This window comes from Pedobacter sp. JY14-1, assembly GCF_029269825.1.
GTDB lineage: Bacteria > Bacteroidota > Bacteroidia > Sphingobacteriales > Sphingobacteriaceae > Pedobacter.
This window is the reverse complement of the sequence record NZ_JARJHU010000003.1, coordinates 792,471-805,164: the sequence shown is the minus strand read 5'-3', so window position 1 is coordinate 805,164 and position 12,694 is coordinate 792,471. Positions and strand designations below refer to the sequence as shown.

Sequence of the window (12,694 nt, the reverse complement as noted above, 5' to 3'; positions counted from 1 at the left end):
GTTTGCTTAGTTAAATTTACATTTTTTACTTACAACACAAAGATCATTATCATTCCAAAAATTACCCCGGGGCATAAGCGACAAATCAAGGGGCCATTAACGAAGTAACGCGTCTAAGGCTTCAGCAATTCCGGTATCATAAAGTAAAAGGTAGTACCTTCACCTTCTTTGCTTTCTACCCAAAGTTCTCCCCCATGCTTCAGCACAAAATCATTGCAAAGGCTCAGGCCCAAACCAGTCCCCTTCTCTCCCGCCGTGCCAAACGTCGTGTAACTGGCATTTTTACTAAAAAGCTCCGGAATCTTATCCGCAGGGATCCCCCTCCCGTTATCCTGTACCATAAATAACGTTCCTTTCTCACCCAGTTCCGCCCTGATCTCAATCTCCCCTCCCTGACCGGTAAACTTCACCGCATTCGTCACCAGATTCCTGATCACGGTTTCCAGCATCGCTCTGTCTCCGTATATCCGTACCCCTTCCGGCACACGTTCAGAAACCCGTATCCCTTTCTTCTCCGCCATTACCATTGCAGTCTGTATGCTTTTGTGGATTACCTCGCTCACATCGTCAATATCGACCGGATTAAAACTCACTGCATTAAACTGCGATCTCGCCCAGGTCAGCAAGTCTTCCAACAGGTTATTGGCATTGGACAATTCCTGCTTCATCCTTGAAAGGTACATGTGCACTTCGTCCGCAGAACTCGATTCCAGGTCATTCAGCGTCAGATCCAGCAATTGGAGACTTCCCGAAATCGGGTTTCTAAGATCATGACCAATAATCGAAAACAACTTGTTTTTTTGTTCATTTGAAGCCGTAAGCTCGTTATTCAATGCCTGTAGTGCATTCTCATGGAACTTCCGGGTAGTCACATCACGCATGCTGCCCTCGGTACCCGTTACCACACCATCTTCCATAATCAACCGCGCATTTACTGAAGCATAGCGCAGTTCGTCATTCTTTGTTTTCAGCCTTACTTCGAAATCCACCACCGAGCCGTGTTGCCGCAATTCTTCTACAATCCGCTCCCTGTCCTGCACATAATAATAGAAATTGTCTACCGTCCGGCCAATGATCTCCAGTCGGGAATACCCAGAGTGCTGCTCGATCGAAGGGCTTATATCCGTGACGACCCCATCCTTGTTAGTCTGGTAAAACACATCCTGTACATTCTCAAAGATCGTCCTGTATTTTTTCTCGCTCAGCACCAGATCGTCTTCTATTTCCTTCCGCTTGGTAATATCCTCTATCTGCGAAACATAGTGCAACGGTCTGCCTTCCCGGTCATAAAGCATCGTTGCCGCAATGATCACCCAGATATAATATCCGTTCTTATGCTTATACCGCTTTTCGTATTTAATGTCTTCTATCTCTCCCTTGCTCAGGCGGTTCAGTAAACGCAGCGTATTTCCCAGATCATCAGGATGCGTAATGTCCTTTACATTCAACCGGATTAATTCTTCTTCTGTATAGCCGAGTATGTGACACAAACTACGGTTGGCCCGCTTCCAGTCCCCCCTCAGGTCTACCAAACCCATGCCGATCATCGAATTTTCAAATATCTGCTGAAACTGCTCGTTATAGTCTTCTTTGGCCTTTTCCATGGCGCGCTGTTTTCTTTTGAGAATATCGTCTTTTTTTTGGTACAAAACGAATAACAGCTTATAAGTTTTTTTGTTCAACCCGGTCCAACCCGCGACGTAAACACGCAAAACGAGTCCATTTGTGGTCAACTTAATTTCAGAAGAATCATAATCAAAGAATATTTTTTCTCCGATTTGGATTAATTCTAAATAAATACAATATTTGCATCCATAATATTCAAAGCGGAAAATGCAAGAAGTATCTCTACTACCAACTTTCGATTTCTCTGAAGTGTTCAGTACTGCTTCCGGCGCCATCTTTCAGAGCGACAGCGAGCGTTGCTGGTACGTGGACTTTGCCGGTAAACTCGCCCGTTTTGATTACCGCAACCTGCTGAAACTGAAAAAGGCGGTTTACCAGGTAGATATCGAACAGAAACTCCTCAGCAACGATAAGTCGCCGGACGTCGAGATCCTTTTCATCTGTGCCTCCGACCACTGCTATGTATTGTCCCTTCTACAGGTCATTGCATTAAAGGAACTGCTGCAGGGAACCTTCGTTATGCTGGAGCTCAACCACATTATCTGCGACAGGTTGTACAGGATAGTAGCCTGATTAACTTAGAATTAGAATCTTTCCATATTGTTTTTATTTTCTTTCACGCATATTTATAGCATTACTTTTGATACAGTAATACCAATCAGGATAAGCTAAAGAAAAGACAATAACATGAAAGATATCATTCGCGCGAAGTGCCTCATCTCATCAGATGTGGAGGCGCTTATCAACCAGCAAATAAAAAAGGAAGCACACTCATCGGCAATTTACCTGTCTATGGCTTCCTGGTGCAACCGCAATGGTTACGACTTTTCATCTGAATATTTCTTCAAACAGGCGGAGGAAGAACGTATGCATCAGCTGAAGTTCTACAAATACGTCCTGGATATGGGTGGCACGGCCATTTCTCCGGAAATCACCAACATTAAGATCGAGTATAATTCTTTCCGTGAAGTATTTGAAGAGGCTCTAGACCAGGAAGTAAGTGTAACCCAGTCCATCAAAAACATAGCTGCCCGTTGCCACAAAGAACAGGATTATGTTACCCTGGAATTCCTGAACTGGTTCTTTAAGGAGCAACGTGAAGAGGAATACAAAGCACGCCGCGCCCTCGAACTATTCGACGTGATCGGAGAAGAAGGAACCGGAAGATGGCAGATCGACAAGCATGTCGGACAAATCAAATATGACAGCGAGCCATAAGCACAGTCAGGTTAATAAAGAATTGAGGTACATGCTGAAACAGTATGTACCTTTTTGTTTACTTTTACTTTCCGGTTTCTAAAATTGGCACATGTCGAAGAAAGACAAAAAGAAATCCAAACAGGAAAAGAAAGAGAAAAAGAAGAAAGAATGTTGTGAGAAGTACCTGAGGGGCAAGCGCTGCAAAAACTGCCCTATGCGCTAAGCAAGTCATCTATGATGTCAGATCATATGAAAGCAACGTCTGCATCTAGGCTCGTAACTATCCTTTTCCCCAAGCAATACTCTCGCCTCACTGGCGACAGTACGGTAAGAATACATAGCTGGGGCACCGCAACGTACACACACCGCATTTACCTTGGTTACATGTTCAGCAATGGCCATCAGCGCAGGAACAGGCCCGAAGGGCTTCCCTGAAAAATCCATATCCAGACCCGCAACGATTACCCTGATCCCTTTCTGGGCAAGCCTGTTGCAAACATCCGGCAACTCATCGTCAAAAAATTGCGCTTCATCAATACCGACCACCTGGGTTTTTGTTCCCAGCAACAATATGGCAGACGAATTGGCTACCGGTGTAGATTGTATGGAATTGAGGTCATGAGAGACCACTGCATTCAGATCATAGCGGGTATCCGTACTTGGCTTGAATATCTCCACATTTAATCTGGCGATCTGCGCCCGCCGAAGCCTCCGGAGGAGTTCTTCGGTTTTGCCTGAAAACATGGAGCCGCAAATAACTTCAATACTACCGCAAAATTCTCCTCTTCTGAAGTTCTGTTCGCTGAATAACATAAGGTTTGTGTACCTGATCGGCCACTAATATCAGAATTTTGCACTATTTTTGATGGTCAAGTTACCAACATTGTAACCTTCTAATCAATTAAACACATGATGAACCAGGCCGATATTTTCAGAAAGATAGGAAACATACTCAACGAACTGACCGAGCAATACGATTTTCTTGCCAGAAACCCAGAACAGCTCAACGAACTGGAGCTGGAGCTTTTTCTTGCCAATGCAAGTTTCCTTTCCGATCATATCGACATCATCAGGCGACTGAACATAGCAAAGCCGGTAAAACACCTGTCAGAACCTGCAAAAGATGCCCGCCAGGAAGAAGCGTCCCAGCAATCTGTTGAACCGCCGGTAACCAATGCACCAGTGGTGGATGATCTGCCAGAGCCCAAAGACTATTCTTTCTTCGAGAAGCCAGCCGACCTGGTTGAATACGTTCAGGAGGCCGGCGAAGAGAAAGTCACGGATGAGGAAGCGGATAATGAAGAACAAGCCGAAGCCAGGCCTGGTTTTGAGTTTGATTTTAGCGAACCGGCTTCCGGCAGGTTTGACTTTGAAGAGAAACCGGTTACGCAGATATTCGATCGCCAGCTGAGCGACGAAGAACAGCGTATCATTGCCGAAAAGCAGCATACCCTGGAATTACAGGAACGCAACCGGGAAATCAATCCCGCCCCCTCCCTGGTCACCGATTTCATTGCCGAGAAGATCGTACACCCAGCCCCAGCCGTTTCCGATTCCGATTCAACTACTCCGTCACCTCTGTTCAGTGAAGACAAGATAGCACGTAAAATCGTACCTGATCCTGCACCTGCAACATCAGATCCGGCCTATAAACCAACATTAAACGATCTGCTGGCCACAAGGGCCGGCAATCACAGTGTCTCACCTGCTGCACCTGCACAAAGACATGGTGAAGAAAGTCAGGCCAAGCCCCCGGTCAGTGATCTCAAAGCTGCGATCACCCTCAATGAAAAACTGTTGTACATCAAGGATCTTTTTAACGGTTATAATCTGGCTTATTCAGAGGCTATAGATCTGATCAACAAAATGCCCGACCTGAAAACTGCTGATGCCTTTCTGAAAAACAACTATGCAGAGAAGAACAACTGGGCTGCCAAACAAGGAACTGTCGAACAGTTCTATGAATTGCTTGCCCGTCGTTTCCCCAATGGCTAGCCCTACCCTTAAATAAATCCCATACGGTTAGAATCCAGCTTCAGAAAGATAAACAACAGCACCGTAAAGCTCCATAGCGAAGAACCACCATAGCTGATAAACGGTAAGGGAATACCAATTACCGGTACAATTCCTATAGCCATGCCGATGTTAATGAAGACGTGAAAGAAGAGGATACAGGCTACGGAATATCCGTATACCCTTGAAAAACTCGAACGCTGCCGTTCTGCCATATTGATCAGTCGTAACAGCAAAAAGATAAACAGCCCGATCACCACAAAGCAGCCCACAAACCCCCACTCCTCGCCAATTGTAGAAAAGATAAAATCGGTACTCTGTTCAGGCACATAGCCGTATTTTGTCTGTGTCCCCTGCAAAAATCCCCTCCCGGTCAGTTGCCCGGAGCCAATGGCAATCTTGGATTGGATGACATTATAGCCTACCCCCTTGGGATCGGTCTTCAGGCCCAGGATAATCTCTATCCGGCTGCGGTGGTGTTGCTTCAGGATATTATTATAGGCAAACTTTACCATAAACAGGTAAGCGATGGCTACAATCGTCGTAATAATGGCCGAGAACATGATCTTTTGTTTTCTGCGGTTGCTGTAGACAAAAAATCCGCCGATCATCAGAATCACCGGAATAAGTACATTGGAAGGCACGAGGAAATCCGCGACAAACAGCACGATCATACCCAGGAACGTAAGCAGAAAATAACCGGAAAGTCCCTCACGATACATCGGAAACATAAAAGAAAGGAACACCAGGGCAGATCCCGCGTCCGGTTGCCTCAGGATCAGGAACAGGGGTATACCCACGATCAGCGCAGCCGTCAATATAGAACGGGAATCCCTGAATTTGGGATTAAAGGTACTCACATACCGGGCCAGCAACAGGGCTGTACCTACTTTTGCAAGCTCCGAAGGCTGTAACCTGAAACTACCAATGGCAATCCAGGCCTGGTTACCACCTACATTCCTGCCAATCACCAACACCAGTACCAGCAACACCAGGGTAATGCCATAAACGACCGGGGAAAATATACTGAAGAACTTCGCATCCAGCAGCAATATTGAAAAACCCAGAATAAGACCGGTGACAATAAAGATAAGCTGCTTACCGTAATTAGCGCCAAAATCAAACAAGGCCCCCTGTTCACTGTTAGAGGGCACGGAAGCATAGATATTTACGAAACCTACTGTGCAAAGCAACACATAGACCAGTATTGTAATCCAGTCTACTTTGAAGAAGAACCTGTTATTGTGCTGAGTGTTCATTTCTGCTCGTAATCTTGGGTTGCTGTTCAGGCTTTACCGGGCTGTTCAGCGCTGGCAAAGCCTGTTCCGTTTTCAATACTGTACTGTCTGCCGGTTTGATCAAAGGCTTTCCCTTAGCCTTGGGTGGTGGCGGTAGCACCACCTGTTTCTTCATCCATTCGACTTGTGCCTTCCTGTAGCCGCCAATACTGTCTTTCAGGTATTTTTCAGCCATATAGCTGGCAATCGGGGCAGCATAGGCACTGCCATAACCTGCATTCTCCACGATGACCGCCAAAGCGATCTTCGGATTGTCACGCGGTGCAAAGCCGATAAATACGGAGTGGTTCTTTCCCCTTGAGTTTTGCACCGTACCCGTCTTTCCGCACATCAGGATGTCCGGTATTCTCGATTGTATCGCAGTTCCCCAGGGTGAATTTACCGCCTCCTGCATTCCATCTATGACCGGGTTAAAATGCCGGGCGTCCACGCCCACATAGTTCTTCCTCACATATTCCTTCCGGATAACATGTTTCTGACCGATGGCCTTGATCAGGTGCGGTTTAATATAATAACCCCGGTTGGCAATCACCGCCATAATATTGGCCATCTGCAATGGGGTAGCATCCATTTCGCCCTGCCCGATCGCAAGCGAGATCACCGTACCATACCCCCAGTATTTACTGTACTTTTTTGAATAGTAAGCCGCATCATAAAGCCTTCCCATCCTTTCACTGGGCAGATCAACACCCAGGGTATCGCCCAGGCCCCACAGCTTCACCTTATTCCGCCAGTCATCATAGGCAATTTTCTGATTTTTGTATTTGCGCTGGGTCAGGAGTTTCTGGAACACATAACACGCATAAGTATTACAGGACCTGGCCAGGCCTCTGCGCAAGGCAATATTACCATCCACATGTTCACATTTTGTAATGTGGTTACCAACCTTGAAATAACCCGGGCAATTGAAAGTCGTATTTTCATCAATTACCCCTTCCTGCAAACCGATAAGAGCATCAAGCGGCTTAAATGCCGAACCCGGAGAATAATAACCCTGTATAGGGCGGATGTTGAACACACGGTTCGGATTTTTCAGCAGCTCCATATAATTGTTGCCCTGTTGTCTGCCCACCATCAGGTTAGGATCATAGGAGGGGCTGCTTACGAAAGCCAGGATCTCACCGGTAGCAGGCTCTATCGCTACGATACTCCCTATCTTATTCCGCATGAGTTCTTCGCCCATTTTCTGCAGGCCGGCGTCAAGTGAGGAGATCAGTTGTTCTCCAGATACAGCGGCTGTATCGAATTTACCTTCGGCATAACTGCCCTGAGGAACATTATGCACATCATAAAGCATATTGACGACTCCCCGTTCGCCCCTCAATACCGTTTCATAGGCACGCTCTACTCCGGATTTTCCGATATAGTCGCCCGACCGGTAGTAACCTTCAGAACGATCGATCTCTTTCTGGGTAACTTCCTTAATGTAGCCTACGAAATGACTGCCTATACTGTCCGGATATTGCCTTATCGTTCTGCTCTGTACAAAGAAGCCGGGAAAACGAGAAAGTTGCTCAGAAAGGGCCTGGTAGATCTCGACCGAAAGCTGCTTTTCGATAATCCCGGGCTGATACCTGGACAAACGCCTTGCCTTTCGAAGGTTTTTACCGAAACGGGCCGTATCCACGTCAATGATCCTGCACAGTTCAATCGTATCAAAAGGTTTGACATCATTTGGAATAGCCATCAGGTCATAGACTGGCTCGTTCTGTACCAGTACTTTTTCGTGCCGGTCCAGGATCACTCCGCGCGCCGGGAAAGTATAGATCTTTCTCAGCACATTACTCTTGGCTGAAAGAAAATATTTGTCACTGTATACCTGTATATAAAACAAGGTGCCCAGCAGGATCAATCCAATGACGATAAATAGCCCCTGTACCACATATTTCCTGTTAAACAGACTATTTGTTTCCATCAGCGGGCCTTTCTGTTATAAAAAATGAATTCGACCAGAACAACGGTAAACAAGGTGAACATGCCACTCATCAGGCATCTGAGCAAGGTATAGGATAGCTCTGTAAGACGGAAGGTCTCTAAAAGAAACAATACAAGATGATGAGAGAAAGTACAAAACAGTGCGTAAAGAAGAAACCACTTAAACCCCATATTTCCCAGCGTAGGCTCAGGTTCGTCAAAGCCATCCCGGCTCACCGTTACAGAAATAAACAAGATGCGCACGAAGACCAGCGTTATACAAGCTGTCGTATGCACGCCCAGCGTATCATAAAATGCATCCAGGGTAAGTCCGGTAAAAAAAGCGACAAGGTACAATACGATATTGGGAATGCCAAAAGGCAGCAGCAGCAGAAAAAGGATATAAGTAAACGGGGTGGCCATGTTGTAAAAACTCAGGTTCCTGAGCAGCAGGATCTGTATCAACAGCAGGATTACCCAGCGCGTTATATTGACCAATATCAGTTTACTGTTCATCTGAATTTTTAGCTTCTAGTGCCTGCTGTTCCGCGGCATATTTGTTTTTGATCACATAAACGTATTGCAAAGTACTGAAATCATTGATCAAGTTGATTTCAATCGTCATGAAATTACCACCGGTAGCAATACCCGTATTACTTACAGTGCCAACAGGTATTCCCGAAGGGAACTTAGAGTAGATAGAGGTCACTACCGTATCTCCCAGTTTCACTTTAAAATGATTGGGAATTTCTTTAATGTAGGCCTTGCGGTAGTCAAGATTGCGTTCACCCCAGATCAGCGAGCCTACCGCATGGTTTTTCTTGATGCTTACACTTACATAGGTCTTCTGGTGCAGCAAGGATTGTATCGTAGCCAGGTGTTCGGATACATCGCGTATATATCCTACCACACCCTTACCCGGAGAAATCACAGACATACCGGGCTTGATGTCGTCAAGGCTGCCCTTATTGATCGTGATCACATTGTTACGCAACGTAATTGAGTTCTTGATCACCCGTGCTGCCAGGTAAGTATACTGAGGCGTACCCATAGTATCCTTTATGGTAACATCCCTTGCGGTGTCCACACTGCGCAGCGCGAGAATCTCGGTTTTCAGCCGTGCATTTTCTGCGGAAAGGCTGTCGTTCACCATACCCAGATTCATATATTTCTTCAGGATATTCAGGTTATTGTATACATCGCCTACCACCTTATTTGTAGAATTAACGGTCACACTACGCTGGTAAGCGTTGTTCTTTACCGTTAGGACGATACCTGTAATGAAGAAGATGACAAAGAAGAAAAATGCGTTATATCTGCTGACGAAAATCCAAAGGTTACGCATTGGGCTTCATTCCGTTATTGCATTAAGAACTTAAAGCCACCGATGTTCTTCAGTGCAATCCCCGTACCACGGACCACTGCACGCAACGGGTCCTCCGCAACATGCACGGGCAGCTTAGTCTTGGCAGCCACGCGCTTGTCCAGTCCACGTAGCAGGGCTCCGCCGCCGGTCAGGTAAATACCGGTCTGGTAGATATCGGCCGAAAGTTCAGGAGGAGTAATTTCCAGCGCTTTCAGGATCGCTTCCTCAATCTTGGAAATGGATTTATCCAGACAGTGTGCAATCTCGGTATAAGATACGGTAATCTGCTTGGGCACACCGGTCATCAGGTCACGCCCCTGTACGGCAAAGTCGGCAGGCGGATCCTGAAGCTCAGGTAACGCAGCACCTACCTCGATCTTGATCTTTTCGGCAGTACGGTCACCGATCATGATATTATGCTGGCGGCGTATATAGTTCACGATGTCTGAATCAAAGTTATCGCCCGCTACACGTATTGACTGATCACAGACAATACCCGAAAGCGCGATCACTGCGATCTCAGTAGTACCCCCACCGATATCGATGATCATATTGCCCATAGGTTCCTCCACGTCGATACCGATACCTACAGCAGCAGCCATAGGCTCATGGATCAGGTACACTTCCTTTGCACCGGCAATCTCCGCAGAGTCACGCACTGCACGTTTTTCCACCTCGGTAATGCCTGAGGGGATACAGATCACCATACGCAGGGAGGGGAACATCCAGCCCTTACCGCCGTTCAGCATCCTGATCATTCCTTTGATCATCGCCTCGGCAGCATTAAAGTCGGCGATCACACCATCTTTCAGAGGCCTTACCGTACGTATATTATCGTGGGTCTTGCCTTCCATCTGCATCGCCTGGCGCCCTATCGCTATGATCTTGTTGGTCTGCCTGTCAAAAGCAACAATGGAAGGTTCATCTACTACTACTTTGTCATTATGTATGATCAGGGTGTTGGCCGTACCTAAATCTATGGCAACTTCCTGTGTGAACCAATTGAATAAACCCATCTATAGGTGATAATTAAGTATTAAAAATCCTGTGTACTATTACTAATGTAAAACTACGTGTTTTTATTGTATTCGCCGACAAATAAATTAGTGCTTAAAGTGTCTTACACCGGTAGTTACCATCGCAATCCCCTTCTCGTTGGCCATATTCACAGAATCTGCATCCTTTATAGAACCTCCCGGCTGTAAAACCGCGGTAATACCTGCTTCGGCGGCCAGTTCTACGCAGTCAGGAAAAGGAAAAAACGCATCGGAAGCCATTACCGCACCCTTCAGGCTGAATCCGAAAGATTCTGCTTTAACAACCGCCTGTTTCAGCGCGTCTACCCTTGAGGTCTGCCCTACTCCCGAGCTGATCAGCTGATCATCTTTCACGAATACGATCGTATTCGACTTGGTATGCTTCACGATCTTATTTGCAAAGTGCAGGTCTTTCAGTTCCTGTTCCGTCGGTTGCTTCCCGGTTACGGCAGTCATCTGCTCAGGCCCTTCGATCACCAGGTCCTTGTCCTGCTCGATCACTCCGTTCAGCAAGGTCTTGAACTGCTTTTTGCTCAGCTCTACCTCGTTGCGCTGCAGAATCACCCGGTTCTTTTTGGTACGGAAAAGCTCAATGGCCTCCGGCGCATAGGAAGGCGCGATCAGCACCTCAAAAAACAGTTTGTTGATCTCTTCCGCAGTTGCCAGGTCGATCTCGCGGTTAGCGATCAGGACACCGCCGAATGCCGATACCGGGTCACAGGCCAGGGCCACGTTCCAGGCTTCCAGGATGGTAGGTTTGCTCGCCACACCACATGCATTCGTATGCTTCAGGATAGCGAAGGTAGGTGCCTCGAATTCGTCGATCAGTGCTACTGCAGCATCTACATCGACCAGGTTATTGTAGGAAAGTTCCTTACCGTTCAGCTTGGTGAACATTGCATCCAGGTCACCATAGTAAACGCCTTGCTGATGCGGGTTCTCGCCATACCTCAACGTCTGCGATTGCGCGATGCTGTGCTTAAACACGGTCAGCGGCTCTTCTGTATTGAAATAATTAAAGATCGCCGTATCGTAATTGGAAGACGTGTGAAAAGCCTTCTTTGCATAAGCCTTGCGCTGCGCCTGCGTAGTCTCACCATTCTGTGTTTCCAGTTGCTCCTGCAAAGTCGAATAATCGTCTTTAGAAGCCAGGATAACCACATCGTTAAAGTTCTTTGCCGCCGCCCTGATCAGCGAAATACCACCAATATCAATTTTCTCGATGATTTCCTGCTCAGTACCTCCGCCTTTTACTGTTTCCTCAAACGGATAAAGATCAACGATTACCAGGTCAATTTCAGGGATTTCATACTGTGCGATCTGCTCCTGGTCACCAGCAAGTGACCTGCGGTTCAGGATGCCGCCAAATACCTTCGGGTGCAGTGTCTTCACACGACCACCCAGAATGGAGGGATAGCCCGTCAGGTCCTCCACTGCCGTAACCGGCAAACCCAGGTCCTTAATGAACTGTTCCGTACCTCCCGTAGAGAACAATTGCACACCCTGCGTGGCCAGCAAGCGCACCAAAGGCTCCAGACCGTCCTTATAATAAACTGAAATTAAAGCGTTTTTGATCTTTATAGATTGGCTCATTCGAGAAAAATTTTGAGCCGCAAAGTTACCGGTTTTTCTCTTAGTGTCAAATGCTTATTTCCTGATCTTTCTGATGATCGTATCTACAATGCGGGGATAATGCAAATGCTCCAGTTGCTGCCCTTTGAACTTGATTGTCTCCAGCGTATCGCCGGGCTCAATCTTGTATCTTCCCTGATAGATATACTCGCCCTCATCATACTGCTCATTTACGTAGTGGATCGTAATGCCGCCTTCTGCCTCCCCACCGGCCAGCACCGCATTGTGCACATGATCACCATACATACCCTTGCCTCCAAATTTAGGCAGAAGTGCAGGATGGATATTGATAATGCGGCCCGGATACTCGTGGATCAGGTTTTTAGGGATCAGCCATAGGAAGCCAGCCAGCACAATCAGGTCAATGTCCAGGTTCTTCAGCATATCGATAATCGTATCGGTATGGTAGAATTCATGACGGTCAAATACGTGAGAAGGTATCTCGAAATTATCAGCACGTTGCAATACGTATGCATCAGGATTGTTGGTCAGTACCAGAGCTACCTCAACGTCAGGACTACGTTTGTAAAGTTCCATGATCTTCTGGGCATTGGAACCAGAACCGGAAGCAAAAATGGCAATGCGTTTTTTCATAGGATATGATGTCT

12 protein-coding genes are annotated in these 12,694 nt (G+C 46.7%); 3 read left to right on the top strand and 9 right to left on the bottom strand.

What is annotated here, in order from left to right:
• Positions 1–113: 113 nt before the first annotated feature.
• Positions 114–1,604, bottom strand: a complete 1,491-nt coding sequence (locus tag P2W84_RS09730; RefSeq protein ID WP_276089923.1) for a PAS domain S-box protein — start codon at positions 1,602–1,604, stop codon at positions 114–116.
• Between the two features lie 229 nt (positions 1,605–1,833).
• On the opposite strand from P2W84_RS09730, the gene P2W84_RS09725 reads away from it, so the two are divergent.
• Together P2W84_RS09725 and P2W84_RS09720 are read left to right on the top strand one after the other, a co-directional pair.
• A complete protein-coding gene (locus P2W84_RS09725; protein ID WP_276089922.1) occupies positions 1,834–2,199 on the top strand; it encodes a hypothetical protein in 366 nt (121 codons plus the stop codon).
• Between the two features lie 114 nt (positions 2,200–2,313).
• On the top strand, positions 2,314–2,844 hold the full coding sequence (locus P2W84_RS09720; protein WP_276089921.1) for a ferritin: 531 nt from the start codon (positions 2,314–2,316) through the stop codon (positions 2,842–2,844).
• Between the two features lie 222 nt (positions 2,845–3,066).
• Here the strand turns inward: P2W84_RS09720 and P2W84_RS09715 are convergent, their stop codons facing one another.
• Positions 3,067–3,639 (bottom strand): thymidine kinase, encoded by a 573-nt coding sequence (locus P2W84_RS09715; protein ID WP_276089920.1) that lies wholly within the window; start codon positions 3,637–3,639, stop codon positions 3,067–3,069.
• Positions 3,640–3,735: 96 nt separating this feature from the next.
• Here P2W84_RS09715 and P2W84_RS09710 point away from each other — a divergent pair, with 96 nt between their 5' ends.
• Positions 3,736–4,821 (top strand): hypothetical protein, encoded by a 1,086-nt coding sequence (locus tag P2W84_RS09710; RefSeq protein WP_276089919.1) that lies wholly within the window; start codon positions 3,736–3,738, stop codon positions 4,819–4,821.
• An 8-nt stretch (positions 4,822–4,829) separates the two neighbouring features.
• Here the strand turns inward: P2W84_RS09710 and rodA are convergent, their stop codons facing one another.
• The 7 genes from rodA to purN form a co-directional block, all read right to left on the bottom strand.
• A complete protein-coding gene (gene rodA / locus P2W84_RS09705; RefSeq protein ID WP_276089918.1) occupies positions 4,830–6,098 on the bottom strand; it encodes a rod shape-determining protein RodA in 1,269 nt (422 codons plus the stop codon).
• Positions 6,079–8,052, bottom strand: coding sequence for a penicillin-binding protein 2 (gene mrdA, locus P2W84_RS09700; protein WP_276089917.1), 1,974 nt, complete (start codon positions 8,050–8,052; stop codon positions 6,079–6,081). The genes rodA and mrdA overlap by 20 nt, the downstream gene beginning before the upstream one ends.
• Positions 8,052–8,567 carry a rod shape-determining protein MreD gene (locus P2W84_RS09695; protein WP_276089916.1) on the bottom strand — a complete coding sequence of 172 codons (516 nt, stop codon included), beginning with the start codon at positions 8,565–8,567 and terminating at the stop codon, positions 8,052–8,054. The genes mrdA and P2W84_RS09695 overlap by 1 nt, the downstream gene beginning before the upstream one ends.
• Positions 8,557–9,396 (bottom strand): rod shape-determining protein MreC, encoded by an 840-nt coding sequence (gene mreC, locus P2W84_RS09690; protein WP_276089915.1) that lies wholly within the window; start codon positions 9,394–9,396, stop codon positions 8,557–8,559. The genes P2W84_RS09695 and mreC overlap by 11 nt, the downstream gene beginning before the upstream one ends.
• A gap of 14 nt (positions 9,397–9,410) precedes the next feature.
• Positions 9,411–10,433, bottom strand: coding sequence for a rod shape-determining protein (locus tag P2W84_RS09685; protein WP_048907325.1), 1,023 nt, complete (start codon positions 10,431–10,433; stop codon positions 9,411–9,413).
• A gap of 87 nt (positions 10,434–10,520) precedes the next feature.
• Positions 10,521–12,047 carry a bifunctional phosphoribosylaminoimidazolecarboxamide formyltransferase/IMP cyclohydrolase gene (purH, locus tag P2W84_RS09680; RefSeq protein ID WP_276089914.1) on the bottom strand — a complete coding sequence of 509 codons (1,527 nt, stop codon included), beginning with the start codon at positions 12,045–12,047 and terminating at the stop codon, positions 10,521–10,523.
• Between the two features lie 54 nt (positions 12,048–12,101).
• The gene (purN, locus tag P2W84_RS09675; protein ID WP_276089913.1) at positions 12,102–12,680 is read right to left on the bottom strand and encodes a phosphoribosylglycinamide formyltransferase; all 579 of its coding nucleotides are present in this window, start codon (positions 12,678–12,680) and stop codon (positions 12,102–12,104) included.
• Positions 12,681–12,694 lie beyond the last annotated feature (14 nt).